The sequence below is a fragment of the Streptomyces coacervatus genome (genome assembly GCF_029223485.1).
Classification (GTDB): domain Bacteria; phylum Actinomycetota; class Actinomycetes; order Streptomycetales; family Streptomycetaceae; genus Streptomyces; species Streptomyces coacervatus.
In genome coordinates this window covers 371,171-396,953 of record NZ_JARHTP010000006.1, presented here as the reverse complement: position 1 = coordinate 396,953, position 25,783 = coordinate 371,171, and the positions used below count along the sequence as shown (strand labels likewise).

The following is a 25,783-nucleotide window of genomic DNA, read 5'->3' as shown; positions in this document are numbered from 1 at the left end:
TCGAGAATGAACACCGAAAACGAGGAAGACAACGCATCGCCGGGGGAACCGCCCCGCCCCGCCGACGGCCCTGAGCCGGACGGGGAACGGGCGGCCCGAGGGCCCGGTCCGGCACGCACCCGCGAACCCGGTCCCGCACCCGCCCGCGGCCCCAAGGCCGCGGGAGCGGCCGCTGATGCCGGTACGGGCGCCGATGCCGATACGGGCGCCGCTGCCGCGTCGGCCGATGGCGCCGCGTCCACGTCGGGTGCCGCGCCCGTGTCGAGCGCCGTGCCTGCGCCGAATGCCGCGCCCGCGTCGAACGCCGCAGGCGACCCCGCGCAGGGCATCGCGTCCGGATCCGCCGGCCCCGCGGGCCCGTCCGATACGGCGGATCCGGCCGACCCGGCGGCGGACTCACCCGCCGCAGCGTCCGGGACCCCCGCAAAACCGGTTCCGGCGGATCACGAAACCCCTGCGCAGGACGATCCCGAAGACCCCGGACCCGAGCCCGCCCAGGTGCACCACAACAACGTCTACCAGTTCTTCAACGGCGCCCTCGACGCCCGCCAGGCCCGTTTCGGCATCGGCGGCGCGGAAGCCGGCGGCACCCGGCGCCGGGCCATCGGCCGGCTCGACGCCGGTGAGGCGCACGCGCTGCTCGCGCCGTACGTGAGACCGCCCGGCTTCGAGGGCACCTGCAAGGCGCTCGAGAAGGACGGCGTGGTCGTGCTGGTCGGGCCGCCGGGCGTGGGCAAGAGGTCGGCCGCGGTGAAGCTGCTGCACGAGGTCACCGGAGGAGTGGAGTACGTGGTGCTCTCGCCCGACCGGAGCCTGGAGGAGCTGGCCGGCCGGCCCACCTGCTACCTCCTGCTCGACCGGATGGACGAGGGGGCATCCGGGACGGCCGACTTCGACTGGCGGCGGGTGCGCGACAAGGTGCGCGAGAAGGGGGCGTACCTGGTCGTCACGACCGTGCACCCGGTCGACGGGCAACCGTCCGAGTCGGTGCGGCACGTGGACTGGCAGCTGCCCGACCTGGCGAACGTGGTCCGGGTACGGCTGCGGCAGGCGGGCTGCGCCGACACGCTCGTCAAGGAGGCCGTCGAGCGGCTGCCGGGCGGGTGCCGGATCGCGGAGGCCGCCGCGGCCGCCGAGCGGATCGCCCGGGGCGGCGATCCCGAGAGGGTCTGGTCGGAGTACGGCAGCAGTGCGGCCCGGCCCGTGCGCGAGTGGTTCGCGGCCGACCGCTCGCTGCAGGAGGTGGCCGAGGTGACGACGCTGGCCTTCGTCACCGGCGCCGGACGCCGCGACTTCGAGTCGGCGCAGACCCTCCTGGAGCCGCATATCGCGCCCGCCTTCCCCGATGTGCCGGCCGGGGCGGGGGAGGCGCCCGTGCCGCGGCCGTTCGTCGACCGGCGGCGCTCCCTGAGCCGTAACGCGCTCGCCGCCACCGAGGACCAGAAGCACGACGCGCTCACCCGGACGGTCGTGGTGTTCCCCAGCCCGCAGTACCGCCTGTGGGTGCTCGAGGAGCTGTGCCGCACCCACTCCACCGAGTACTGGAACGGCGTACGGGACTGGCTGACCGAACTGGTCCGCACCCAGCCGGACCCGGCCCTGCAGATGTCCGTCGCCTCCGGTCTGGCCCTGCTGGCCCGGCCCGACTTCGGCGAGGTCGTCCGCTGCTATCTGACCCCCTGGGCGCAGGGCGAGGCCGGGCCGAGGGGGCAGTCCGCGGCCGCCATGGTGCTGTGGTGGATGTGCCTGGACGAGGCACTCGGCGCCACCGCGCTCACCCTCGCCCGCGGCTGGGCCCAGTCCTTCGATCCGGTGATGCGGTCGACGGCGGCCTGGGCGTTCAGCGGGGAGCTGGGCGTCCGCTTCCCCACGGACGCCGTGAAATGGCTGTGGCACCTCATCCGCCGGGGCGGCATCGGGGCCACGCGGGCCGTGTCCGCCCTGGCCGACCTCGTCGCCGTCCTGGCCGAGAGCCGCCAGAACACGAGCGTCGTCTTCCGGGCCCTCGCACACCGGCTGGAGCTGCAGCGCGGCACGGCGGTCACCACCCAGCTGAAGAGGACCACCTTCGACACCGTCCTGGCCGTCCTGACCGTGCGCGACCTGCGCACAGGACGACCCGTGTGCGCCGCGCTCGCCGACCGGCAGCCCCAACTGGCCGACCCCATGGGCATGTTGTGGGCCGGGGTGGTGTGCCACCGCCCCCGGCGGGCCGCGGCACTGCGGGCCCTGTACGACACCCTGCGCGCCCTGCCCGCCACGAGCGAGGACCCCGAGCCGGTCGCCGGACGGCTGGGCACGGCCGTCGGCGTCGAACTGTCCCCGCGTGAACGCGAGCTCCTGGAAGCGGAGTTGGGGCCACTCGCGGCACGCGGCGACGACGCCATCGCCGAACGGCTCACCGGCATCTTCCTCTCCGCCGTACTGAGCGCACCGAGCACGAAGGAAGCACACCATGGCTGACAGATACCCCCTGGTCGAACAGCGGGAGTTCGGGCGGGCCGGCAAGCGCGTCGGCTTCCTGGCCCGGCGCCAGGCCAGGTCCGACGACGAGCTGCCGAGGCTCGCGCCGCACGAGGTGCGGGTGTTCCGGGTCGGCGCGGACTACATCGAGGACAGCGGGCAGCTGAGGCCGGACCACGGCATGGTGGTCGAGGCGACCTCCGTCACCGTCGTCGACCGCAGTGTCGGCGTGCCCGTCGTGGTGGAGATGCGGATCCCCTCCGCCGAGGCGGGCGACTTCACGCTGCGGACCACCTTCCACTGCACGGTCACCGACGCCCGGGCCGTCGTACGCGACGGTGTCACGGACGTCGAGGCGCTGCTCCTCGGCTATCTGCGCTCCGTCCCCGGCCTCGCCGAGGAGGGCGGCGACCTCGGGATCACCGACTCGGCCCTGGTACGCCGCCGGATCGACGCCCGGCTGACCGCGTACCAGGAGATGCAGCCCCCGCAGGTCTCCGGACTGCGCGCGCTGCCCGGCGCGGTGGACGTCCTGACACCCGAGGAACTGGCCGCGCATGTCCGGGAGGTCGAGGAGGCCCGGCGCCGGCGCGACAAGGAACGCTTCGAGGAGGAGCTGGCGCTGGAGAAGGCGCGCGCCGACTCGGAGATGGAGCTTCTGCGCGAGCAGCACCGGCAGGAGCTGGAGCGGCTGCGCATGAGCTACGAGCGGGACAGCAGCGCCGTAGGACAGCAGCACGACCTCACGCTGAAGGCGCAGAAGAACAGGTTCGACCGGGATCAGGTGACCGAGGACCTCAGGGTGCTCAGGGACGACCCCGCCGCCGCCGAGGTCCTTGCCCACCACAGGGAAGACGCCGGCCCGCTCGCGGAACGGATGCGCGAGGACGAGCAGCGCCGCTACGAGCGGGAGATGGAACTGGCCAGGCTGGAGCAGGAGGAACTGGAGCGCCGCAACGCCGTCGAGTGGGAGCAGCAGCGGTTCCGCCTCGAACGCGGCGACCGCATCCGGGAGTCGCACCGCCAGGACCGGCGCGAGGACGAGGCGGCCCGGCGCGAGGACATGCACATGCTGCGCAACGAACAGCGCGAGTGGCGGGAGAAGATGCTCAGCGCCGAGCACGACCTCAAGAAGCAGGCCATCGCCCGCGGGCACGGCGACAGTTCGCACGTCGACATGGACGACCTCATCAAGGTCAACAGTGCCCAGTACGCCCCCCAGGCCCTGGAACAGGGCGCGCAGCAGGTGAAGGTCGAACGGGCCGACCGGCCCGCCGAGGCCGACGTCGTCGACGCGGACGGCGAAGGCAAGGACGGCGACGGCAAGGACAGCGACCTCGGCCCCGGTCTGATGGAGGAGAACGCCTGATGCGGGAGGACTGCCCGATGGGGGACAACCGCCCGATAGTGGAGCACGGCCCGATGGGGGAGAACGTTGGCCACTGACGTTCCGGTCCGCCCGGCCGATGCGTTCGCCGGGCCGCCCGCGCCGTTCCGCCCGGACCGTCCCGACCGCGGCCGCGTGGCCGTCCGGCTGCGCCGGCTGATCGGGGTGCGCGAGGACGTCCTGGACTATGTGCCGGAGGAACGCCCCCGCTACACCAGGTACGGGGTCGTCGTCCTCAACACCGCGCTGCTCGCCGGGCTCTCCATGGCCGTGGCGCTCGCCACCTACCGCAGCGGCATGCCGCTCGCGGCCCTGATCACGGTCGCCGTGGTGTGGTCCGGGGTGATCCTCTCCCTGGACAGCTGGCTGGTGTCCACCACCCACGGCATTCCGGCCGGCCGGCTGCTGCGGACGGTGCTGCCCCGCCTGGTGATCTCCCTGCTGCTGAGCATCTCGATCGCCGAGCCGCTGCTGTTCCAGTTCTTCGACAAGGAGATCCGCCAGCAGATAGCGGTGAGCAACGACGAAGCGGTCAAGCACTACGAGGGCATGCTGATCCGCTGCAACCCCAAGACCGGGGAGGTGGACGCAAGCGCCGCCTGCCACGACTACCAGCTCAACGTGAAGAACTCACCCGCCCAGCTCGCCAAGAGCATCGCCGGCAACACCGACGCGACACAGCAGATGCAGAGCCGCGTGGAGGCCATCACCAAGACCTCGAAGGGCAATTGGGCCGTCGCCGACCGGGAGTGCGACCGGAAGAAATGGATCTGGATCACCCCGACCGCTGCCCGCACCACCGAGACCTGCGAGAACGCCAAGAAGAGCGCCAAGGCGTACGACAGGTCCAGCAGGATCGACTATTACCAGGGTCAGCTCAAGAAACTGACCACGACGGGCACCACCCTGTCCGCCCAGCAGGACCGGGCGTCCGCCTCCTACGGGCCCGCCCTGCAGCGGACCGTCGCGGCCGCCGTGCACAAGCGGCGGGCCGAACTCGCCGACGACGGCCTGCTCACCCGCGCCCACGCGCTTGAGGCCGTCGCCTGGAACGACTGGTTCGCAGCGCTCATCTTCGTCGTTGTGCACCTGCTCCTGCTGGGCATCGACTCCATGCCCGTCCTGGGCAAGCTGATGAGCGGCTCCACGACGTACGACGGGCTGCTGGTCTCCCGCTTCGAGACGAGCCGCCGGATCCACGCCGACGAGATCGAGGTCCAGTACGCCTGCGCCGAGATGGAGCACGAGGTTCAGCGCCACCGCGTCCAGCAGGAGACGACCGAGCGGATGCAGCGCCTGGAGCACGAGCAGCGCCTGGCCCAGGCCGAGCGCTCCCTGAAACTGCGCGCCGAGCTCGACCGCCGGTCCGCCAACCTTCTGCGGGGCGACCGACGGTGAACGACCACGGCCGGTGCCCGAGGCGTCGGGCACCGGCCGTGTCCTGCGTTACGGCTGCCGGGGGTCGACCGGCGCCGCGGGAGCCGTAGCAGCCCCGGACCCGAAGTGCTGCGCCGCCTTGTCGAAGTACCGCAGCAACTCCACCGGGAACGGCATCACCAGCGTCGAGTTCTTCTCGGCCGCGACCTCCACGACCGTCTGGAGGAGCCGCAGCTGCATTGCCTCGGGAGTGTCCGACATGATGCGGGACGCGTTGGCGAGCTGCTGTGCGGCCTGGAACTCGCCGTCCGCGGTGATGACCCGGGCGCGGCGCTCACGCTCCGCCTCGGCCTGACGGGACATGGACCGCTTGAGCGACTCCGGCAGCTGTACGTCCTTGATCTCGACGCGGTCGATGTGGACGCCCCACTGGGCGGCCGGGCTGTCGATCATCAGCGCCAGCCCCTCGTGCAGCCGCTCCCGGTCGGTGAGCAGGTCGTCCAGGTCGCTCTTGCCGATGATGGACCGCAGGGAGGACTGGGCGACCTGGCCGACGGCGAAGACATAGTCCTGCACCTCGATGGCGGCCCTCAGCGGGTCGGTCACCTTGAAGTAGACGACGGCGTCGACCTTCACCGAGACGTTGTCCTTGGTGATGCCCTCCTGAGTGGGCACCGGCATGGTCACGACCTGGGTGTTCACCTTCCGCATCCGGTCGACGAACGGGATCAGGAACGTCACGCCCGGCTGCCGGTACGTCGGCAGCGCCTTGCCCATCCGGAACACGACCCCGCGCTCGACCTGGTTGACCACCCGCATACCGCTGCGCAGTACGAGCAGGGCCGCCAGGGCCACCAGCGCGACCGCGACCACTGTGCCTTCCATCGCACTCCATTCCTAGGAAGGATTCCCCGTAAGGATTGAGACAAGGAAGTAGACACCGGACGGAGTTGGCCGGATGCGGTTGCAGACGTCAGGAGATCGTCAAGAAATCGGCCCCGCACACGGCCCCGCGCCGAGGGTCGTCGTGGTGGGCGCGGGCTTCGGCGGGATCGCCGTCGCCGCCGAGCTGCTGCGGCACGGCATGGCCGACGTGACCCTGCTGGAGGCGGCGTCCGGGCCCGGCGGCACCTGGCTCCACAACCGCTATCCGGGCGCCGCCTGCGACGTACCGAGCCACCTGTACTCGTACTCCTTCGCCCAACGCGCCTCCTGGGCCCATGTGTTCTCCCACCAGGAGGAGATCCTGCGGTATGCGCGGGAGACCGCGGACGCGCTCGGGATCACCCCGCGGATCGTCACCGACACGACGGTGACCTCGTGCACCTGGGACGACAGCACGCGTACGTGGACGGTGCGCAGTCGTCGTACCGGATCGGAAGGGGAGGTGGAGGAGGAGCGGGTGGCGGATGCGGTCGTGCTCGCCACCGGGCAGCTCGACAAACCGGCCCTCCCGGCCGTGGCGGGCCTGGACGACTTCGCCGGGCGCAGCTTTCACTCCGCCCGCTGGGACGATGGCTACGACCTGCGCGGCAAGCGGGTGGCGGTCATCGGGACGGGGGCGAGCGCGACCCAGCTGGTCCCCGAAATCGCGCCGCTGGTCGGTCATTTGACGGTGTTTCAGCGCACGGGCAACTGGTTCCTGCCGCGCAGGGACCGGCCGATGCCGGCGTTCCTGAACCGCGCGATGCGGTGGCCCTGGGCGCGCCGGGCATGGCGCCGGCTGCTCCACCACGGCATCGAGTTGCTCACCCTCTGCATCCGTCACCCCCGCACTTTCGGCCGCGTCGGCGCGCTGCTCTCCGCCGCCCATATGCGCCGGCAACTGCCCGACCCCGGACTGCGCCGTAAGGCCTGGCCGGACTACCCCTTCGGCTGCAAACGGGTCCTGCTCAGCTCCGACTTCCTGCCCGCCCTGCGCCGCCCGAACGTGGAGCTGGTGACGGACGGCATCGCCCGTATGACCCCGAAGGGTCCGCTGACCGAGGACGGCCGCCTGCACGAGGTCGACTGCGTGATCCACGCGACCGGGTTCCGTACGAACACCTTCATGCTGCCGATGGAGGTGCGGGGCGCCGACGGCCGCTCGATCAGGGATGTGTGGGCGGAAGGAGCCCGGGCGCACCTCGGCATCATGGTCCCCGGCTTCCCTTCCCTGTTCCTCATGTACGGGCCGAACACCAATACCTCCGGCGGCTCCATCCTGTTCTTCCTGGAGGCCCAGGCCGCCTATGTCCGCCGGGCGTTGGAGCTGGTCCGTGGCGCCGGAGCGGCGGCGCTGGACGTGCGGCCGGAGGTCGAGGAGGCGGGGCTGCGGGCCCTGCGGGCACGGTTCGAGGGCACGGCCTGGCAGTCCTGCTCGTCGTGGTACCGCACGCCGGACGGCCGGAATGTCGCCAACTGGCCCGGCTACATGGGGGAGTACGCGGCGCAGACGCGTCGGCCGGCGTCCGCGGAGTTCCGTTTCATTCCGTCCCGGGCGCGATGAACCGGGGCGGTGCGTCGGCGAGTTGCAGCAGGGAGCGGGCGCCCTCCGCGCCGCCGGCCACTGGGCGACCGCCTCCGAGGTCGGCTGTGTCTGCGGAAACGCCCGAGGGCGGCGTGCCGTCGCCGGTGCGCCGCCCTCGGTTGTCGGGTGACGGTCTCCTCAGCTCCGGTGGGCAGAGCCGTGGACGACGAGCTCGGTCACGTCCAGGTAGCTGCAGCCCGAAGGGCTGGGGTCGGTCGCGCAGTGGGCGCCGTTGTCGGCGGCCTGGTTGCCGAGCATGGTCAGGCGGACGTACCGGACGTTCTGCCCGGTGCCGGCCTTGAGGGACACGGCGTTCTCCCGGCCGGTGTCGGCGGGCTTGAAGTGGCCCTCGGCGGCGGTGACCCAGGTGGTGCCGTCCGTCGAGGTCTCTACCCGGTAGTCGCCAAGGGAGGCTGTCTTGTCGTCCCCGCAGCCCGCCGTCGGGTCGATGCGCAGTTCGGCGACGTCGACGGCCGAGGGCAGCTTGACGGTGTTGTGCACCGGGTCGACTCCGGTGCCGTTGGTGCCGCCCTTGGCGTCCGAGCCCCAGACGGTGCCCGACATGTCGATCAGGCCGTTCGGTCCGCAGCCGGACTCGGTGTTGTCGGGCCCGGTGAACTCCGTGACCGTGGCGCCGCCGGAAGCGGCGGCCCAGTCGCGGCGCAGAGCCCAGTCGGCGCTGTTCGAGGAGCCGACGGTCACCGTGCGGATCTGCGGCTCGTAGCCGTTGCCGCTCGCGTACACCTTCCGGTAGGTGCCCTTGGGGACGTTGTGGATCGTGTACGTGCCGTCCGCCCTGGTCACGGCGGAGAAGTCGGCGCCGGGGAAGCCGGAGGCATGGCCGCTGATGCTGACGGTGACCCCGCCGACGGGGGTGCCGGACGCGTCGTCGGTGACCTTGCCGGCGAGGGTCGCCATCGGGGTGTGCGGGCCGGGCGGCAGCGAGAAGTCCTCGTCGGGCTTGGTGTCGTCGGCGGTGAGCGCGGCGGCGAAGTAGCCCATGCCGCGGTGCGCGAACACCTTCCAGATGCGGTCGTGGGCCCGGCCGCGGTTGACCACGGTGTCGGCCTGCAGGATGGCGTTGCGCTGGTCGAGGAAGGTGGGGTTCGCGGGCGACAGCTCCATCGCGCGGGTCAGCAGCGACTCGGTGAGCCTGCTGCCGAGCCGGTCACGCAGGTCCCACAGCGTCTCGCTCCAGATCTCGCCGTCGGCGTGCACCTCGGGGCCGCGGCGCGAGATCTTCCCGTAGTCGCCGTAGGTGTACCCGCCCTTGCCCGCCGCCGACGTGCCGGGGCACTTCGCGGATGTGGAGCCGACCGGGCAGTCCAACGGCTGGGAGCGGGACGGCAGTTCGTCGGTCCAGTGCGGCGGGTCGAGGGCCACCTCGCCGTCCGTACGACGGCTGTCCTTGAGCAGTCCCCGGTTGTTGAGGAAGTCCAGCGCGTACCAGTCGCTCCACGCCTCGCCCATCGCCCCGCCCTGCTGGCCGGTGAGGGCCGAGACCCCGGCGGCGTCGACGACGAGCCGGTTGGACAGGCCGTGCGTGTACTCGTGGTAGACGGTGGCGGCGTCGTCGCCCCAGTTGCCCTGCAGCACCGTGTAGCCGGGCCCGGACCCGGTCAGGTACATCTGCATCGTGGGCGCCTGCCCGTCCGGCGGCGTCCCCATGTTGGCGTTGTTGAGGTGGTTCTCGTCGGGCAGCCCGTGGTCGACGGCCGCGCCGTCGTCGGTCTGCGCGTCCACGGCATCCCCGTCCCGGCCGTCGAAGTTGCCCGCGGCCCGGGTGAAGCCGATCGGGCCGGCTTCCAGGTGGTCGTGGTAGGTGCCGAGGTAGTAGTAGACCTGCGCGGCGTTCTGCTCGCGGTTGGTCTTCCAGGAGTACGGCGTCTTCTGGTCCCAGGAGCAGGGCAGCGGGACGTCGCAGCCGGGACCGGTGACGTGCTTGAACGGGAAGGAGAACGTCCCGTCGGCCGCCGGGGTGATCTCCTCGCCCGCGTCCACCTTGTTGTTGTCGTCGACGTCGCTGAAGACGTGCGCGATACGGCCGTCGAGGGTCTTGGCGCCGACGGGCAGCCAGCCCCGGGCCGTGAGGTGGCGGGTGTGCTGCCTGCCGCCGGCGGGGGCGCCGGGGTACCGGTCCCAGACGAGGACCTTGCCGGTGCGCAGGGGCTTGGCCGGTGTAGCGGACAGGGGCTGCCCGGAAGAGGGCGCCGCCCCGGTCGCTGCGGACAGGTCGGAGGAAAGGTTCTGCCGATACAGGACCCGACCCGTTGCCGCGTCGACGACGTGCAGCCACATGCCGTGGCCGTCCGGCACGGTGACCGTCTGCCACGCGCGCCGGGCGGTGCCTCCCGGCGCCGTATAGACGACCTGCTTGGCGGTGTCTCCCTTGCCGACGCCGTCCGCCTTGGCGCCGGCGATGTCACGAACGGCGGTGTGCTTGGCCTGCGTCGAAGTGATACGGCCGGGGGCCAGCTGCGAGGGCAGCTTCGGCACCGGGGAGCCGAGCACACTGATCAGCCGCCCGTCGCGGGAGACGTTCGCTTTGATGCCGTTGCCGAACACCGCCACGCCGTCGACCGACTGGACGAACGACAGATGACGAACCCCGGCGACATCGGTGTACTCCTTGCGCAGGGTCAGATCGCGGACCTGACCGGTGGAGAGACCGAAGACATCGGGGTGGTCCCGCACATACTGCCGGACGATGTCCTGCGGGCCCTTGTCGCTGCGGGGTGTCAGATATCCGTCGAGCTTGGCCACCTGCCGCGCCGTGCCGGTGGCCGGGTCCAGTTCGAGCACGCCCTGGGCCCCGAGCTGCTGTCGCAACTCCCTTACACCGGATCGCTGTTCGGCCTTCATCAGCCCGGCGTCGCGGCGCACCAGCGTCTGCTGCGAGGGTACGGACGGTGCAGGTGACGGGCCGTCGGCCGCGGGGTTGCCCGGGGTCGCGTTCGCGGCGCCGGGCAGAAAAGCGACGGCCAGCGTGAGGCCGGCCGTCGCGGTGAGTATGGTCGCGCGTCTACCGCGCGAGGAGGCTCTCGTCATGTTCAACGCCTCGTGGGGGGTGAGGGGTCCAATGGCCGTTTTTTACGGCCGAGTTGTATGCCTCGCACCCTTTCAAGGCTGCCTGCACGACAGAAGACCTCAAAGATCAGGTGTCACAGAAGTCACACAGACGTCATGCAGCGAAGGCTGTCCGGATCAGTTGGCGGCCAACGACGCTGTGAAGTCCGTCCATGCCTTGGGGGGCAGGCGAAGTATCGGGCCGTTGGGGGTCTTGGAGTCGCGGACGGCGACGGTGTGGTGGATGTTGCGCGCCACTTCGACGCATTCCTGGCCGGGTTGGCTGTAGCTGGACTTCACGAAGGCGAACTCGGGCATGGGTTACGTTTCCTTACGCAGGCTGTCGATCAGTGTCACGGAGTCACGGGGTGCCAGGCTGAGCCGGGATGTGCGGTCGAACAAGTCACCGTACGTGCTGCTACCGGCCTCGTTTTCCACCCACACCATGTCCGTCAGGCCATCACTCTGCACCACGTCCAGAGCGTCGTCCTCTGCGAAGGAGAGGATGCTGAACGGGCCGCTGATGCACGGATGGGCACCCGTCCGAAAAGGGAGCACCTGTAGCCGCACGTTCGGCAGTTCAGTGACCTCCAGCAGGCGTTCCAGTTGCGCGCGCCTGGTGTGGGGCCCACCGATCTCCTGTCGTAGCGCGGCTTCCCAGATCACGGCGTGCAGTTGGAGAGGGCGCTCACCGAGAAGGCGCACCTGGCGCTTCTGCTTGACCTCCACGTCGCGCTCGATGTCGTCGGGGTCCTCCCAAGCGGCGTTGGCAACACACAGCGCACGTGTGTACTCGGGGATCTGGAACAGCCCGGGAATCAGTGAGGACTGCCAGCTGCGGATGCGTGTGGCGGCATCCTCCATCGCGAGGTACTCGGCCATGGCACCCGAGTCGACTGTGCCGCGCCACCACCCTTTCGCCTTACGGCGTTCGCGGTCCAGCCGGGCCAAGTCCAGCAGGCGGGCGAGCGCCTTGGTGTCGTCCAGGCCGTAGAACTCGCACAGCACCCGGATATCCGGGTCCCTCATCGGCACCCAGCCCCGCTCCATCTTCACGACTTTGGTGCCGGTTGCATTGATGGACTCGGCGGCCTGCTGCTGGGTCTTTCCGGCGGTGTCACGCAGGCGCAGCAGCTCTCCACCGAGCCTACGTGCCAGGACAGTTGAGACCTGTCCCTGTCGGGGCTGAGTTGGTCGAGTCATGGTCACAGTGTGTCCCACGCCAGTTACCCGGTCGAGCAAATCCCTTCTCCGAGGAAGAACTTCCTCAGTTCGATTGCGCTTAGGCAGGTCACTTCACTACCGTCGGCGCATGGTCACTCACTCAACGGAGCCGAGCCTCGGAGGCGCCACCCCCATGCCCCGCATCAACCCCACCCCCGAACCCCTCCGCCACGAAGACCAGCTGGACTACACCCCCGTCCCCCGCAGCGTCGCCCTCGCCCGCCACCGCACCACACGCCTTGTCGCCGAGTGGGGGCATCCGCACCTCGCCGGAGACGTCGCCCTCGTCGCCAGCGAGCTGATGACCAACGCCCTGTTGCACGGCAGCCTGCGTGACCGGCTCATCCGGCTGAGGATCATCGCTACGGCCGCGATGCTCCGCGTCGAGGTCAGTGACCCCCGCGGGGAGCGGCTGCCGTGCCCTCGGGACGCAACCGGCGAGGATCAGTTCGGGCGCGGGCTGGCGCTGGTCGGGGCGCTGGCGGACGGCTGGGGTGTCGCACCACGGGTGGGTGTCGGCAAGACCGTCTGGGCGGAATGGGGCCTCGGCCTCACCCTCTGCGGCGGCGATCCGCTCGCGCGCACGCGGGAGTGAGGGGAATGGCGCTAGCGTGGGCCCGTGCCGGAAGGGCGCTGGACGAGCGGAAGGGGCAGCCCATGACCACGCCGTACGCGGACGGAAACGGCCCGCTCATTCCCAGGCCCGAGCTGACACTGCCGGCTCTGCGACAGGCCGTGGCGACGGTGGCCCCCTCCCGCCTGCCCGAGTTCTTCGAGGACCTGCAGAAGGCGTTCGTCCGCGCCGGGGACGAGGACAGCGTCGTACCGATTCGCATGTTCTACCGGCAGTGGGGCGTCGTGGTGGAGATCGAGCGGCACCCGGAGACGGCCCGTCGCCTGCACGCCGCCGAGCAGGCCATCAACAGCTCGGACCCGGACGTACGCGAACGTGCCATCCGCGAGGCCGGAGAGATCGTACGAGCCGCACACCGCGAGGTCGCCGGTGGCTGACTGGCGCTGGGAGCTGTTCCAGGACGACCTGCTGGACGGGCTCCCGGATGCGGCATGTGCCGAGACCGAACGGCTGGCCAACGAGATCGCCGTACGTGAGTCGATGGTCTTCCTGGAGGGAGCCGCCTACACCGGACCGGGGCCTGGCGTGCGGACCGAGAGCCGTGGCCTCCTCATGCTCACCTACCTGACCGATGTCCGTGGTGAGCGGATCGTGGTCGTGCAGGTGACCTGGTTCGGCTGAGGCGCCGCCGGATCCAGGCCGTATCGATCGTGTCCCCTGCCTGCGGCATTTCCGTGAACAAGGGTTTGTTGCTGCCTTGGGGCCGGAGGTCCATTCATGACGTGCATGGAAGGCCCGGCTTGGTCGCTGAACTGAGCTCCGAGGGTTGGGCCGATCATGGCCACTGTCAACCATCAGCTGGGACCGAAGCGTCAAGCATCACCCGGGATCGGACAAGCCCCACACGTCCGACTGAGTTACATCTCTACGGGTTCAAGGCGGCTCGCTCCGCTCACCGCGCGCGGCCCGCCCCCCGGCCGGGCCTGCGCTCCTGTCTCCGCCCCGCTCCAGCCCGGCCGGCGCCCGTGCCGCACGCACAGCATGCAGCCGCTTCATGCCAGAGAAGGTACGTCGCGGCTGGGGCGGTCGGCTGCGCTCAGATGCTTGCCCAATCGAGGGGGAACTTACGCTGACGCATCTGCCCTAGGAGGGAACGACAAGACATCGTCTCGGGGTGATCGGCACCAAGTTTGGACTCAAAAATTTCCACGGCTTCACTCATGGCAGAAGCCCCTTCGGCAGCATCACCACTACTGTACGCGCAAACAGCAATCTTTTCCAAACAGTATCCAACTCTAACGTTTCCAGACCCAAATGTCTCTAGGGCGATTTCATACCCTTTGCGAAGCCACTTCAAGGCTGCTCGATAGCTCCCTGCCATCATCAACGCGCCAGCCAAGTTATTGTAATCAGGGATAAGTTCAGGATGCCCCTCACCATAAACCACGAGATCGATCTTGATCGCCCGATGGGCTGCCGAGGCCGCATCCCCAAAAAGTCGCATACCTGTATAGACGACCGCCAAGTTGGTCAACGTCGATGCAATGTCGCGATGCCTAGGGCCGAGCACCTCCTCTTGACGCTTCAATGTCTTTTCGAACGTCTCTCGCGCTGTTCCGAAATCCATTCCAGCCAACTGCGCCCGGCCGAGATTCATGCGCACAATGAGATCAAGCGTCGACCCCACATTTCCTAGGTGCTCATGTATACGCAATGCAGCCTCGAAGGCTGCGGCAGCATCATCGGCTCTACTCAATTCTAGTAGCGCGAGCCCTGCATTGTTCCAATCACGGGCCGCATCAAGATGAAATCCGTCGGAATTCTCGTAATCAATTTCGAGCGCCTTCTCTGATGCCGTCAACGCATCCTGGAACTCCGTGGCGTCTAGATGCGCGAGAGCCAAATTGCTGTAAAGGGTGGCTAGACCGTTACGTGTTGAAGTCTCTGGATACTCCGAAATCAGCGCCCTGAACTCCTGGGCTGAACCATGAGCGTCGCCCATTTCACGTTTCAGCGTGGCTCTATTCGCCCTCACTGAGCGTTTGAGAGTTGACGTGTCATCAGAGTCAATGCAGGATTCAGCGTAGGTATGAGCCTTATCAAATTCAAGGAGCGCCTCTTCTAGCCTACCCTGCATGTGGAGAACCGCTGCCTTCTTCGTGCGCAGAGTCGCCATCGAGACGCTATCCACTGACTCTTCTGCAGCGAGTGCCAGAGTTTCGTCTACTACGCGAAGAGCTTCGTCCCAACGGTCAGAACCAGTTAGAGCCTCAACAAGCAGCGTACGGACAAATACCCTCGTGGTTACGGCTACGTCATCTCGGCTGGTTATCTTGGCCATTGCCTTGTCCGCATAGGAAAGGCTAGCCCCCTTGAAACCCTGCATTCCGAGATTCAATGCAATCGCAGAATAAAAGAAGATCGTATTTGCAGGAAGCTGACCGCGATCCTCCACGTAGGAAAGTAGAGCCTCGAAGTGAGGCATCATGTGCCTATAGTGCGGCCAGAACCGCGAGTCAAAGGGACTCAGGTTGGCGACCTTATTCAGGAGCACGGTTGCCACTTCCAAGGCCTCAGCCGTCTGCTCCTGTGCGAGCGCCTGGCGTACCACGGCTTGAGTGAGAGCGTGGCAGCTAACGCCGTTCTGCTGCGCTTCAATCAAGGAAAACCTTTGAAGGTCCGCCACCGCATCAAAGAGGGAAAGGTGATCCTTGAGAAGTTCAAGAAGCCTAGCCGCGCTCTGAGAGATATCCGTAAGCTCGACAGCTGCAAGCTGTTCGACTTCTACGGAAGTTGGTAGAACCACAGCGCCATCTTCTAGTTCTTCCCCGGCTGGAGGCAGCTCGATTTTGAAAAGCTCGGTCGGAAATCCGTGCGGGGCCAGGAAGGATAAGACATGCAAAAGCGCAAGAGCGTTTGGATGATCTTTCTTCAATCGTTCAGTGGTTATCGATAGTGCAGCAGTGAGCCCTACATGCTCCGGTGGTGCTGACCGACTCAAGAGCTCACTCGCTCGGTCATGCACCATGCTTGTATAGGTGCCCAGTGGGATGCCCGAGGCAGCGATGTAGCCGGCGGCTTGTCTCAGTGCCAGGGGAAGCCCATTCAAGGCTTCATTAAGGGCTACAAGATCGTCCTGGGATACATCAGAGAGAGTCGATGCCAACAGTGCTACGGCATCGGCATCGCTAAGCGGAAAGACGTTAATTGTTGCCACATTTGCCGCCCAGCTCTGGTCAAGGCTTGAGATCAAGAACCGAGTCGCAGAAACTCTTGGAATGAAATTCAGAATTTCCTGACTCGCGGGCGCCCCATCCAAGAGAATCAGGCCACGATTCTTGAGGAAATATTTCTTCAACTGCCGGAGTCCGTTATCGGAATCCGGTGCCAACAAGCCAAGTTCCTCGGAAAGAAAGGATAGATCGGTTAGCACGGCGTTCAAAGAATCCGCTCGAACCCACCAAACGAACTTATACCGCTCCGCGTGCTCCCAGGCGTATTGTGCAAGCAGCTCACTTTTTCCCACGCCACTCATCCCGATGAGCGCAAGTGAAGGCTTAGACGCCGGTCCGTCCTTCAGTGATTCTTCAATTTTCTGAAGAGTGTCTCTTCTGCCGAAGAAATCGGATACGGGTTCACGCATCCACAAGTTAGAGGTGTGGGGATAATCCGCTATGGCCTCCCCGCGTGGCAACGAGAGAGCGTCCACCACTTGAGGCCGTGTAATCGTGCGCCTGAGAGCCTTAGCGGAAGTAAGGACGTCTGAGTCGAGGGCCTTCGGGCTCGCCAAGTCAATGGATGAGAAGTCACGGTTGTCGAGATCTCTAGACTTCGATGCCACAAGATTTACGACAGCGTCCCAAGCCTCAGCAGCGCTGCGATCTCTAATATTCGACTCAGCTAGTGCGCCCTCCACGATATTTACGATCGAATGTGCGCGCAGAGTGACTCTGTCCGGAATTCCATGCTCGATGCGTAGCGCTTTCAGAAATTCCCTTGCTTCTTCTGTATCGCAATCGAGTTTGTCCGCAGCATCAGTTACGTAATCTTCAAAATCCTGACTGGTCAATGATTGAGAAAATGCTGCGGCTACGTCTCGGGTGGATTTCATGGAGCCATTGGTGACGAGACGGCATTTCGCCTCGGGCGTGACCCTCCAGCGGGAGTATAGCGTCGCCAAGCCACCCTTTGTCCAAAGTTCCGAGAAAGGCCATGGGCCCGTTTGGGGCTCTCGATGTTTTACTGATACTAGTTCATTTGTTCCGTCGTCATATATAAGCACATAGTCAACGTGCCATTCGCAAACCACACCTTTCAATGGCGAGTCGGTGAGCATTGCAAAGCAGTGGCGCGCTGCGCATTGATGCTGGAAGTTGTACCTGGAGGAAGTATCGCTCCCTGAGTCTTCTGCCGGCTCGGCAATTAGCGCTTTCGCCAGACCAGAGATTTCATGGAGGCTCACTCACGTCTCCCAGGTGCTCAAACCGCTACTATGCGTTGAATCTTCCCAGCACAGGCCGTAGCTGGGCAAGCCCAGAACGCTATCGTCGCACCTAGGCTGTTTACGCCCTCCGCAGCAACGTCAGCGCGTCTGTGAGTCCAGCAACGAAGTGCAGCTCACCGACCATGAGCGCCAACCCCTTCTGAGGACCCACGGCAGCTTCTAGGAGCCGGGGCCGACCGTCGCGGCTTGCTCTGGTCGACGACGCAAGCCGGTAGCAGGGCTGAGGCCAGTGGGGGTGCGGCGAGGCATACGCGTGCGTAGTGGGTCGGCGCACCCGCCGTCGTGGCTGACTGTCGTCGGCTGAGGTTCGTGCCACTGCCGTGCCAGATGCAGGGATCAGTCACGGTCAACGAGGTTGTCTCGCGGTCGAGTTCTCGGCAGCCTGACCAGGTATTAGAGCTCCAGGTCAGCGGCCCAACTCCCCGCCTCTCTCCAAAAGGCGCGTGTCGGAAGTGAGTCTCGAGACGTCGCTTTGGCCGTCAATTCTGGGTCAGCCGTGCAGCGCGAGCCACGGACTCCACGAACCTGCGATCCCGCGCAGCGGAGAACGTAGTGAGCCTTAGCTGGTAGTCGCCCCTATGCATCCGCTCAAGAACCTTATAGAATCACTCGCCTGATTTTAGGCGCCAATTGTATTGGATGCTAGATGCCGAGCACCTTTGAAGCTTTTTGGGTAATCATTTTCGCTCTCCTGCCTGGAGCTCTGTATACGTGGGTTTTTGAGCGTGAGGCAGGTGCGTGGGGCCTAAACTTGTCAGATCGATTGCTGCGCTTCGTTGGAATGTCGGCTATCTTCCACGCGGTCGCCGCGCCCCTCACGTACGAAATCTACAGTCGATACATCCAGAAGAAGACCCTAGCCCAGGGACAACCTGTTTCCTGGTGGCTTTGGGTTGTCGTGCTTTTGTATGCCGCAATCCCTGTTGGGGCCGGGTGGCTCGTAGGTGCGGCCACTCACAAGCACAGGCGCTGGACTCGCATGGTTGTGGGTCCAGCACCCGCGCCGAGTGCATGGGAACACTTCTTCGCGACACCAGAGCTTTCGGGGTGGATGCGGCTTCGCTTGAAGTCTGGGGAATGGATTTGCGGCTCTTACACCAAGTCCCCGTCTAGTGGAATTCAGTCCTACGCGGCCGGCCATCCGAATAGCCCGGACGTTTATTTGGCCGAGACCGCAGTATGCGACCCTCAAACGGGCCAATTCATTCCGGACGCTAACGGAAAACTACAACCTCGCCAGGCTGGCGTGCTAATCCGATGGGATGAGCTATCCTACATCGAGTACATCAAGCCTCCGGCCACAGGGAGTGGGAATGTCTGAAAATCCCAGCGATCTCAACAAGATCGAAACGGCCACCGTTGACACCAGCGATCTCTTGGAGAAGGGGGGACACGCATCAGGGAACACCGCAATGATCGACCTGCCCTCTCCGCCAGCGCTCTTCATGCAGGCACCCGCCGAACCACCCCAGCCGGCCCCGGAACCGACCGCGCAAGCCGACACGTCGGCATCTGACGACTGAAGACACCGGCGAGTGTGAAGATCTGCCGTAGCGCACCACAAGCGCACCAGATCAGGCGGGGAACAGCGGGGACTCACGGTGAAGGACGCCGAGCCCAATGAGGCCGCGTGGCGGTCGTTTGCACAGGTCAGCGACCGAACCGCCCCCAAATGCTCGCAGCTTCCCAAGCTAATGGCGGTACACCGGGGTCGGCCTCGACACAGACAGACAGCGGCAGCTCCGTGCGGTCCTGACCTCGCTCCTTTGCAGGCACCGCGTTGACTGTCACGATCAAGCCGTGGCCAACCTTCCGAAGATCGCAAGCCGCCTGGACGCCTTCATGGACCTGATGGGCCCAGTGATCGGCGTCATGCTGCTGACCGTAGGCCTCGAGACCTACCGCAACGGTGGATCCATAGGCTGGCCCATCGCGGGAGCGGTCCTACTTGTGATCAATCTCTGGGTGGCCTGGCGCCGCCTCACCAGGCGCCGGAAACCGAAACCCTCGCCGTAGCGACGCCACGCAACCGCCAGCTTCTGACATCCACGGCTGACATCAACGACGCCGGACGGGGACGTACACCAGCACCCTTGTCCGGCCGTCGCATCAGTCGACGGCCGCAGCCGGAGCGGCCTCGGATCGAACTCCTAAAGCGGTTGTCGACCTTGGAGTTGGCCATCAACGATCCGCCGCAAGTCGGCGAACCGCTCGTCCTGCCGAGTCCCACCTGCCAGATCGCTCAGGGCGTACGCCGTGTACGTGAACCCGTCCATGGTGTGGAACTACGCACCCCAATTGCCGAGACGCACTGCGCTGACACGCGACCATGGCCGCGCGCCGGTGATACGACAGAGTGATGGCCGGGGACAGCGTTGAGCCCGAGGCTGCCGGTGCAGCAGTGTTGCTGCCATGGACTGTGACCGGACCTCCGAGACCTCCGCCGCCTCCTCCTTTCGCCCGACCCGCCGTCAACTCCTCGCCGCCGCAAGTGTCGTGCCGCTGGTTGGCGTAGCCCCGGCGGCGGTCGCACGCCCCCGTACCGGCATCCCCTCCCTGTCCTTCACCCAGGCCACCAACGGCTCGGCCACCCTCGCCCCGGCCGGCGACCGGTTGATCGCCGAGGTGCAGGGCACCCTGTGGTCCCTGCCCCGCACCGGCGGCACGGCCCGCCCGCTGACCCCGGCCGACCTCGAACCCAACCGGCCCACGCACTCCCCGGACGGCACCCTCGTCGCCTTCTGCGCCTACCGGGGCGGCGGCTTCCACCTGTGGACCATGCGCCCCGACGGCTCCGGTCTGCGGCAGCGCACCGACGGCCCCTGGGACGACCGCGGTCCGGCCTGGTCGCCCGACGGCACCCGGCTCGCCTTCGCCTCGGAGCGCGGCGGCGACCCCGAGGCCCCCGCGAGCGGAAGCCCGTACCGCATCCATGTCCTGGACCTGCGCACCGGCCGCATCACCCGTGTCACCGGTCTGCCCGGCCAGGACGGGCCCCTGCAGGACGGCCCGTGGGAGGACTTCGACCCGGCCTGGTCGCCGGACGGCACCCGCATTCTGTTCGTCCGGGCAAAGCCCGTCGCCACACCCCTGGGCACCGGCCTGGACGCCCGTACGATCGCCGCCGTCCCCGCCGACGGCGCCGGCCCGGTCGCCGTACGCCACACCGAGACCGAGTCCGTGCAGGTCCTGACCCCCGCCCTGGCCCCCGACGGCCGCCTGGCCCATCTGCGCACCACGGCCGCCCCGAACGGCTCCTGCACGCTCGTCGTGGACGGTCATCCCGTCCCGGTGACCGGGGACATCGCCCCGGTACCCCCGCGCTGGACACCGGCCGGAGAGCTGCTCGTCACCCTCGACGGCGCCTTCACCCTCGTACGACCGGACAGCCCCGAACAGCCGGAGCGCCTCGACTTCGAGGGCGTGCTGCCCGTGCGGCGGCCGCGGTACGAGACCAAGGAGTACGACCTCGGGGAGCCGGGCCGGGCCCGCCCGGTGCGCGGCATCCACCTGCCCGCGCTCTCGCCCGACGGCCGGCAGATCGCCTTCGCCGCCCTCAACTCGCTCTGGCTGGCGAGTAGTTCGGGCGCGCGCCCGCCCCGGCGACTGCGCACCGCAGCCCGCACCCGGTATCTCCTCGCGCCCACCTGGGCACCCGACGGGCACTCGCTCGTCTACGCCGACGACCGCGACGGACTCCTCGGCGTGTACCGCCACGATCTCGCCACCGGCGAGGAGACCGCGCTCGCGACCGGTGGCCGGGTCCATCCCGCGCTGTCGCCGGACGGACTGCGGCTCGCTTGCCTCGACCTGACCGGACGGATCCTCGTCCGCGACCTGGCGTCCGGGGAGGAGCGAGTGCTCGCCGCGCCCCTCGGCGGGGGCGGGCTGCCGGGCCGCCCCAGCTGGTCGCCGGACGGCCGCCACCTCGCCCTCTGCGACCGCAACCGCCTCAACTCCCGCTTCCGCGAGGGCTACAACCTCATCCGGATCGTCGACACGACGACGGGCACCGCCCGGCTCCACACCGTGGCACCCCACACCTCGATCGCCGACCGCTACGACTCCGGGCCCGTCTGGTCGCCCGACGGCCGCTGGATGGCGGTGATCGTCGAGTCGGCGCTGTGCCTGCTGCCCGTCGACCCCGACGGCACCCCGCGCGGCGACCTGCGCACCGTCACCACCGAACCGGCCGACCACCCCTCCTGGTCCGCCGACTCCGCCACCCTGCTCTACCTCTCCGGCACCCGGCTGCGGCTCGTCGGCGTCGACGGCGGCCCCGCCCGCACCGTCCGCGTCCCCCTCGCCGCTCCCAGACCCGCACCCGCGGACGTGGTGGTGCACGCCGGACGCCTGTGGGACGGCACGGGTGAGACGACCCGCGAGGACGCCGACATCGTCGTACGAGCCGGACGTATCACGGCAGTTGAGCCGCACCGGCCCGGCCGACGTGCCGCCCTCCGACGGATCGACGCCTCCGCCCGCACCGTGATCCCCGGCCTGTGGGACACCCACACCCACCCTTGGCAGAGCACCTACGGCGGCCGCCAGACCGTCGGCCAGCTCACCTACGGCATCACCACGGCCGTCTCCCTCGGCGGCTTCGCGTACGAGCAGGCCCGCATCCGCGAGGCGGTGGCCGCCGGACAGCTCGCCGGGCCGCGGCTGCTGACCACCGGCGAACTCCTCGACGGGGCACGCGTCGCGTACAGCATGGGCCGCGCCCACCGGACCAGGGAGGGCCTGCGCCGCTCGCTGGAACGGGGCGCCGCACTGGACTGGGATTTCGTCAAGACGTACGTCCGGGCGCCCGGCTGGGTCATGGCGGAGGCCGCACGCTTCGCCCACGAACGCCTCGGCGTACGCACCGGCGGCCATCTGCTCTCGCCCGGCGTCCAGCTGGGCCAGGATCTGACGACCCATCTGCAGGCCACCCAGCGGGCCGAGTTCGGGCACGCCATCACGCCCACGGGTCACGCGTACCAGGACGTGGAGGAGATCTACACCGCGAGCGGAGTGCGCTTCTCCATGATCGCCACGCCCTTCACCTCCGCACCCCTCCTCGGCGCGGACCCTGCCCTCGCCGACGACCCGAGGGTCACGGTGGTGATGCCCCCGTGGGACACGGCCGCCGTACGGCAGTCGGCCGGCGTCCCGCCCACCGCGGCCCAACTCGCCACCCTCCGGCGGGAGACCGACATCTACCGCCGGATCCTGGCCGCCGGCGGGATCGTCGCGCTCGGCACGGACCAGCCGCTCGTCCCCGTGGGCCTCTCCCTCCACCTCGGCCTGCGCGCCCTGCACCGGGGCGGCCTCTCCCCGGCCCAGACCCTGCGCACCGCCACCGTCCTGCCCGCCCGCCTCTTCGGAGTCGACGGCGACCTCGGCACGGTCGAGGAGGGCAGGCTCGCCGACCTCACGGTCGTCGACGGCGACCCGTTCACGGACTTCGACACCCTCGTCCGTACGGTCTCGGTCCTCAGAGGCGGAGTGCCGTACACCACGGAGGAGTTGACCGCCGCCTTCGAGCCGTCGGCCGCGCATACGACGGCGGCCGAGGAGGACTGGCTGGGGATGGGGCGGCTGATGCGGAGGGACGGGTGCTGCGACGGGCACGCTTCCTGAAGAGGTGTCCCTCCGGACCCCGGGTCAGGCCTCCTGCAGCGCAGGGGCAGGGCGTTCCGCCGAGCCGCGGACGATCAGGCGGGTGGGGACGGTGATGGTGCGGGCGCGGGAGCGGTCGCCGTCGAGGCGGGACAGGGCGGTGGCCGCGGCTGCCCGGCCGATTTCCTCGGGGTCCTGGGCGACGACGGTCAGGGCCGGTTCGAGTGCCTCGGCGAGCGGGACGTCGTCGAAGGCGACGACGGCGATGTCCTTGCGGTTGCTGCGGGCGAGTTCGGCGACCAGGCCCAGCGCGACCATGTTGTTGCCCGCGAACAGGGCGGTGGGGGGATCGGCCAGGCCGAGCAGTCCGGCGGTCGCGGTCGCGGCTCCCTGCTGGTCGTGGGCGTTGGCGACCAGGGAGCGGTCGTAGGAGAGACCGGCCTCCTGCAGGGCGGTGCGGTAACCGGCGAGGCGTTCGCGGCGGGTGTACAGCTTCACGGGCAGGTCGCCGATGAAGCCGATGCGCCGGTGGCCGTGGGCGACGAGGTGGGCCACGCCGTCGTGGGCGCCCGCACGGTTGGAGCTGACGATGCTGTCCGTGGACAGACCGACCCCCGGACGGTCGAGGAAGACCACGGGCAGTCCCGCCGCGCGGTGGCTCTTGAGGTGGGAGTGGTCGGCGCCGACGGACGGCACGATCATCAGGATGCTGACGCGCCGGGCCAGGAACTTGTCCGTCAGGGCGCGTTCCCGGCCGGCGTCGTCCGCGGAGGAGCCCATCAGCAGCGTCAGTCCGCGTTCGCCGACGGTGTCCTCTATGGCGCGGGCCACCGCTCCGAAGAAGGGGTTCGCGAGGTCGGGGATGACCAGGCCGATGGTGGTGTCCGGGCCGCCGACGCGGATGTTGCGGGCCATCAGGTTCGGCTGGAAACCGAGCCTGGCCACCGCGGCGAGGACCTGTTCCCTGGTCCGGGCCGAGGCCGGCCCGTCCTCGTTGAGGACCCGGGAAACGGTCTTGGCACTGACACCGACTTCTCGGGCGACGTCGGCCAGCGTGGGGCGGCGGCTCGCAGCCATGGAGGAAACGTCTCCTGTGGGCTCCCGGGTTCCGGCCGCGGCCTCGGCCGGAACATGCGGGAGCTGGTCGTGTTGTCAGTTGGCCTGGACTCCGGCCGCCTTCGCGGCCTCCGAGTCCGCTACGACGGTACCTCCGGCCTCATCGACGGTGAGCGCGCCGGTCATGATGGCGACGACCTCCGCCATGGAGTAGTCGGAGGGCTTGATCACGGCAACACGCTTGCCCAGCCGGTGGACGTGGATCCGGTCGGCGATCTCGAAGACATGCGGCATGTTGTGGCTGATCAGGACCACCGGCATGCCCTTGTCCCGGACGCGCCGGATCAGGTCCAGGACCTGGCCGGACTCCTTGACGCCGAGGGCGGCGGTGGGTTCGTCCATGACGACGACGCTGCTCGCCCAGGCGACGGACCGGGCGACCGCGACGGCCTGCCGCTGTCCGCCGGAGAGGGTCTCGACCGACTGCGTGAGCGAGCGCAGGCCGATCTTCAGGTCGGCCATGTGCTCGGAGGCCTCCTGGCGCATGCGCTTCTTGTCCAGCATGCGGAAGACGCTGCCGAGGACACCGGGGCGGCGCAGTTCGCGTCCGAGGAACACGTTCGAGGCGATGTCCATGGAGGCGGCCACGGCGAGATCCTGGTAGACGGTCTCGATGCCGTGGGCGCGTGCGCTCTGCGGACCGGAGAAGGTGATGGGCTTGCCGTTCAGGAGTATCTCGCCCGCGTCGGGGACCAGCGCCCCGGTGAGTGCCTTGATCAGACTGGTCTTGCCGGCGCCGTTGTCGCCGATGACGGCGAGCACCTCGCCGGGCAGCAGATCGAAGTCGGCCCCGTCGATGGCGGTGACATGGCCGTAGCGCTTGACCAGACCACGGGCCTGCAGCACGGGCGTGGGGGAGGAGATGGCGGTCATCGGGCCTTCTTCCGGGAGATCTGGTCGACGGTCACCGCGAGGATCACCAGCACGCCGGTGATCAGGGTCTGGTAGATGGAGGCGACGCCCATCAGCTGCAGGCCGTTGCGGAACACACCGACGATGAGGACGCCGATGAAGGTGCCCAGGACCGAGCCGCGTCCGCCGAAGAGGCTGGTGCCGCCGAGCACCACCGCGGTGATGCTGTCGAGGTTGTCGGTCTGACCGGCCTGCGGGTCGCCCACTCCGGTGCGGGAGATGAGCAGCAGGGCGGCGATGCCGTAGAGCAGGCCCGCCACGGTGTAGATGCCGATGGTCAGGCGGGAGGTGCGGATGCCGTTCAGACGCGCCGCCTCCTGGCTGTTGCCCAGGGCGTAGACGTGCCGGCCCCAACCGGTGTTGCTCAGCGCGTAGGCGAGCAGCAGGAACAGGGCGATGGTGACCAGGGAGCCGTACGTGATGTCGGTGTGGCCGAGCGGGAAGGTCTGCCCGAGGGCGGTGAGCGGGCCGGGCAGGCTGGTGATCGTCTGTTCGTTCGAGTAGATGTGGGTCAGGGCGAAGGCCACGTTGAGCATGCCGAGGGTGACGATGAACGGCGGCAGCGGGATCTTCTGCACCAGCAGCCCGTTGAGCAGCCCGAAGCCTCCGCAGACGGCGATGCCCAGGGCGATGGCGAGGAGCGGGGGCAGGGTGCCGTTGGCGGCCATCTTGGCGATCACGATGCTGCCGAAGGCCATCACGGCACCGCAGGACAGGTCGATGCCCGCGGTGAGGATGATCAGGGTCTGACCGATGGCGAGCGTGCCGACAACCATGACCTGTTGCACAATCAGCGAGAAGTTCCCGCCGGTGAGGAACTGGTCGGTCGAGATCGAGAAGAAGGCGCAGGCCAGGAGGAGGGCGACCAGGGGGCCGGTGGTCGGTGCCGTGAGCAGTCTGCGGGCCGTGGTCGGCGCCTTGAGCTCGGCGTACGGCGTGGTCGTGGCAGTCATGCGAAGTCCTTGTCGGGGACATGGGGGCGGCCGCCCCGGGGGGTCGGGGGAGGGGGCCGGGGCGGCCGCCCCGCTGAGGGGGAGAGACGGTGTC

The 25,783-nt window shown here is 68.1% G+C and carries 19 protein-coding genes; 11 read left to right on the top strand and 8 right to left on the bottom strand.

Features of this window, described 5'->3' with window-relative positions:
* Positions 1–6 precede the first annotated feature (6 nt).
* The 3 genes from P2Q00_RS17610 (at position 7) to P2Q00_RS17600 (ending at position 5,248) form a co-directional block, all read left to right on the top strand.
* On the top strand, positions 7–2,463 hold the full coding sequence (locus P2Q00_RS17610) for an nSTAND3 domain-containing NTPase (protein ID WP_275773490.1): 2,457 nt from the start codon (positions 7–9) through the stop codon (positions 2,461–2,463).
* Positions 2,456–3,832 (top strand): hypothetical protein, encoded by a 1,377-nt coding sequence (locus P2Q00_RS17605; RefSeq protein ID WP_275773489.1) that lies wholly within the window; start codon positions 2,456–2,458, stop codon positions 3,830–3,832. The genes P2Q00_RS17610 and P2Q00_RS17605 overlap by 8 nt, the downstream gene beginning before the upstream one ends.
* A 66-nt stretch (positions 3,833–3,898) precedes the next feature.
* Positions 3,899–5,248 carry a DUF4407 domain-containing protein gene (locus tag P2Q00_RS17600; protein ID WP_275773488.1) on the top strand — a complete coding sequence of 450 codons (1,350 nt, stop codon included), beginning with the start codon at positions 3,899–3,901 and terminating at the stop codon, positions 5,246–5,248.
* A 48-nt stretch (positions 5,249–5,296) separates the two neighbouring features.
* Here P2Q00_RS17600 and P2Q00_RS17595 read toward each other — a convergent pair whose 3' ends face one another.
* The gene (locus P2Q00_RS17595) at positions 5,297–6,112 is read right to left on the bottom strand and encodes a slipin family protein (protein WP_275773487.1); all 816 of its coding nucleotides are present in this window, start codon (positions 6,110–6,112) and stop codon (positions 5,297–5,299) included.
* Between the two features lie 73 nt (positions 6,113–6,185).
* Here P2Q00_RS17595 and P2Q00_RS17590 point away from each other — a divergent pair, with 73 nt between their 5' ends.
* Entirely contained in the window at positions 6,186–7,715 is a 1,530-nt protein-coding gene (locus tag P2Q00_RS17590; protein WP_275773486.1) for a flavin-containing monooxygenase, read from the top strand.
* A 159-nt stretch (positions 7,716–7,874) separates the two neighbouring features.
* Here the strand turns inward: P2Q00_RS17590 and P2Q00_RS17585 are convergent, their stop codons facing one another.
* From P2Q00_RS17585 to P2Q00_RS17575, 3 genes are all read right to left on the bottom strand, one after another.
* Positions 7,875–10,784: a M36 family metallopeptidase gene (locus P2Q00_RS17585; protein ID WP_275773485.1), complete on the bottom strand. Its 2,910-nt coding sequence runs from the start codon at positions 10,782–10,784 to the stop codon at positions 7,875–7,877.
* A 156-nt stretch (positions 10,785–10,940) separates the two neighbouring features.
* Positions 10,941–11,120: a DUF397 domain-containing protein gene (locus tag P2Q00_RS17580; protein WP_275773484.1), complete on the bottom strand. Its 180-nt coding sequence runs from the start codon at positions 11,118–11,120 to the stop codon at positions 10,941–10,943.
* A gap of 3 nt (positions 11,121–11,123) precedes the next feature.
* A complete protein-coding gene (locus P2Q00_RS17575; protein ID WP_275773605.1) occupies positions 11,124–12,005 on the bottom strand; it encodes a helix-turn-helix domain-containing protein in 882 nt (293 codons plus the stop codon).
* 109 nt (positions 12,006–12,114) lie between these two features.
* Between P2Q00_RS17575 and P2Q00_RS17570 the strand changes: the two genes are divergently transcribed.
* The 3 genes from P2Q00_RS17570 (at position 12,115) to P2Q00_RS17560 (ending at position 13,281) form a co-directional block, all read left to right on the top strand.
* Entirely contained in the window at positions 12,115–12,621 is a 507-nt protein-coding gene (locus tag P2Q00_RS17570) for an ATP-binding protein (RefSeq protein WP_425579569.1), read from the top strand.
* Between the two features lie 62 nt (positions 12,622–12,683).
* Entirely contained in the window at positions 12,684–13,037 is a 354-nt protein-coding gene (locus tag P2Q00_RS17565; RefSeq protein WP_275773483.1) for a hypothetical protein, read from the top strand.
* Positions 13,030–13,281 carry a hypothetical protein gene (locus P2Q00_RS17560; RefSeq protein ID WP_275773482.1) on the top strand — a complete coding sequence of 84 codons (252 nt, stop codon included), beginning with the start codon at positions 13,030–13,032 and terminating at the stop codon, positions 13,279–13,281. Before P2Q00_RS17565 ends, P2Q00_RS17560 begins: the two co-directional genes overlap by 8 nt.
* A 415-nt stretch (positions 13,282–13,696) precedes the next feature.
* Here P2Q00_RS17560 and P2Q00_RS17555 read toward each other — a convergent pair whose 3' ends face one another.
* Positions 13,697–17,062, bottom strand: coding sequence for a dsDNA nuclease domain-containing protein (locus P2Q00_RS17555; protein WP_275773481.1), 3,366 nt, complete (start codon positions 17,060–17,062; stop codon positions 13,697–13,699).
* Between the two features lie 688 nt (positions 17,063–17,750).
* Here P2Q00_RS17555 and P2Q00_RS50945 point away from each other — a divergent pair.
* From P2Q00_RS50945 to P2Q00_RS17540, 4 genes are all read left to right on the top strand, one after another.
* Positions 17,751–18,425 (top strand): DUF6338 family protein, encoded by a 675-nt coding sequence (locus P2Q00_RS50945; protein WP_369293669.1) that lies wholly within the window; start codon positions 17,751–17,753, stop codon positions 18,423–18,425.
* Positions 18,418–18,627, top strand: a complete 210-nt coding sequence (locus tag P2Q00_RS17550; protein ID WP_275773480.1) for a hypothetical protein — start codon at positions 18,418–18,420, stop codon at positions 18,625–18,627. Before P2Q00_RS50945 ends, P2Q00_RS17550 begins: the two co-directional genes overlap by 8 nt.
* Positions 18,628–18,904: 277 nt before the next feature.
* Positions 18,905–19,120 carry a hypothetical protein gene (locus tag P2Q00_RS17545; protein ID WP_275773479.1) on the top strand — a complete coding sequence of 72 codons (216 nt, stop codon included), beginning with the start codon at positions 18,905–18,907 and terminating at the stop codon, positions 19,118–19,120.
* Between the two features lie 396 nt (positions 19,121–19,516).
* Positions 19,517–22,729 carry an amidohydrolase family protein gene (locus P2Q00_RS17540; protein WP_275773478.1) on the top strand — a complete coding sequence of 1,071 codons (3,213 nt, stop codon included), beginning with the start codon at positions 19,517–19,519 and terminating at the stop codon, positions 22,727–22,729.
* A gap of 24 nt (positions 22,730–22,753) precedes the next feature.
* Here the strand turns inward: P2Q00_RS17540 and P2Q00_RS17535 are convergent, their stop codons facing one another.
* From P2Q00_RS17535 to P2Q00_RS17525, 3 genes are all read right to left on the bottom strand, one after another.
* The gene (locus tag P2Q00_RS17535) at positions 22,754–23,785 is read right to left on the bottom strand and encodes a LacI family DNA-binding transcriptional regulator (RefSeq protein ID WP_275773477.1); all 1,032 of its coding nucleotides are present in this window, start codon (positions 23,783–23,785) and stop codon (positions 22,754–22,756) included.
* A gap of 75 nt (positions 23,786–23,860) precedes the next feature.
* Positions 23,861–24,697, bottom strand: coding sequence for an ATP-binding cassette domain-containing protein (locus P2Q00_RS17530; protein ID WP_275773475.1), 837 nt, complete (start codon positions 24,695–24,697; stop codon positions 23,861–23,863).
* Entirely contained in the window at positions 24,694–25,689 is a 996-nt protein-coding gene (locus P2Q00_RS17525; protein WP_275773474.1) for an ABC transporter permease, read from the bottom strand. The genes P2Q00_RS17530 and P2Q00_RS17525 overlap by 4 nt, the downstream gene beginning before the upstream one ends.
* Positions 25,690–25,783 lie beyond the last annotated feature (94 nt).

Coding starts and splice junctions, on each gene's coding strand:
- P2Q00_RS17530 (WP_275773475.1), bottom strand. CDS start 24,697: ATGACCGCCATCTCCTCCCCCACGCCCGTGCTGCAGGCCCGTGGTCTG.
- P2Q00_RS17575 (WP_275773605.1), bottom strand. CDS start 12,005: ATGACTCGACCAACTCAGCCCCGACAGGGACAGGTCTCAACTGTCCTG.
- P2Q00_RS17580 (WP_275773484.1), bottom strand. CDS start 11,120: ATGCCCGAGTTCGCCTTCGTGAAGTCCAGCTACAGCCAACCCGGCCAG.
- P2Q00_RS17570 (WP_425579569.1), top strand. CDS start 12,115: ATGGTCACTCACTCAACGGAGCCGAGCCTCGGAGGCGCCACCCCCATG.
- P2Q00_RS17590 (WP_275773486.1), top strand. CDS start 6,186: ATGCGGTTGCAGACGTCAGGAGATCGTCAAGAAATCGGCCCCGCACAC.
- P2Q00_RS17610 (WP_275773490.1), top strand. CDS start 7: ATGAACACCGAAAACGAGGAAGACAACGCATCGCCGGGGGAACCGCCC.
- P2Q00_RS17535 (WP_275773477.1), bottom strand. CDS start 23,785: ATGGCTGCGAGCCGCCGCCCCACGCTGGCCGACGTCGCCCGAGAAGTC.
- P2Q00_RS17595 (WP_275773487.1), bottom strand. CDS start 6,112: ATGGAAGGCACAGTGGTCGCGGTCGCGCTGGTGGCCCTGGCGGCCCTG.
- P2Q00_RS17550 (WP_275773480.1), top strand. CDS start 18,418: ATGTCTGAAAATCCCAGCGATCTCAACAAGATCGAAACGGCCACCGTT.
- P2Q00_RS17525 (WP_275773474.1), bottom strand. CDS start 25,689: ATGACTGCCACGACCACGCCGTACGCCGAGCTCAAGGCGCCGACCACG.
- P2Q00_RS17565 (WP_275773483.1), top strand. CDS start 12,684: ATGACCACGCCGTACGCGGACGGAAACGGCCCGCTCATTCCCAGGCCC.
- P2Q00_RS17585 (WP_275773485.1), bottom strand. CDS start 10,784: ATGACGAGAGCCTCCTCGCGCGGTAGACGCGCGACCATACTCACCGCG.
- P2Q00_RS17540 (WP_275773478.1), top strand. CDS start 19,517: ATGGACTGTGACCGGACCTCCGAGACCTCCGCCGCCTCCTCCTTTCGC.
- P2Q00_RS17605 (WP_275773489.1), top strand. CDS start 2,456: ATGGCTGACAGATACCCCCTGGTCGAACAGCGGGAGTTCGGGCGGGCC.
- P2Q00_RS50945 (WP_369293669.1), top strand. CDS start 17,751: ATGCCGAGCACCTTTGAAGCTTTTTGGGTAATCATTTTCGCTCTCCTG.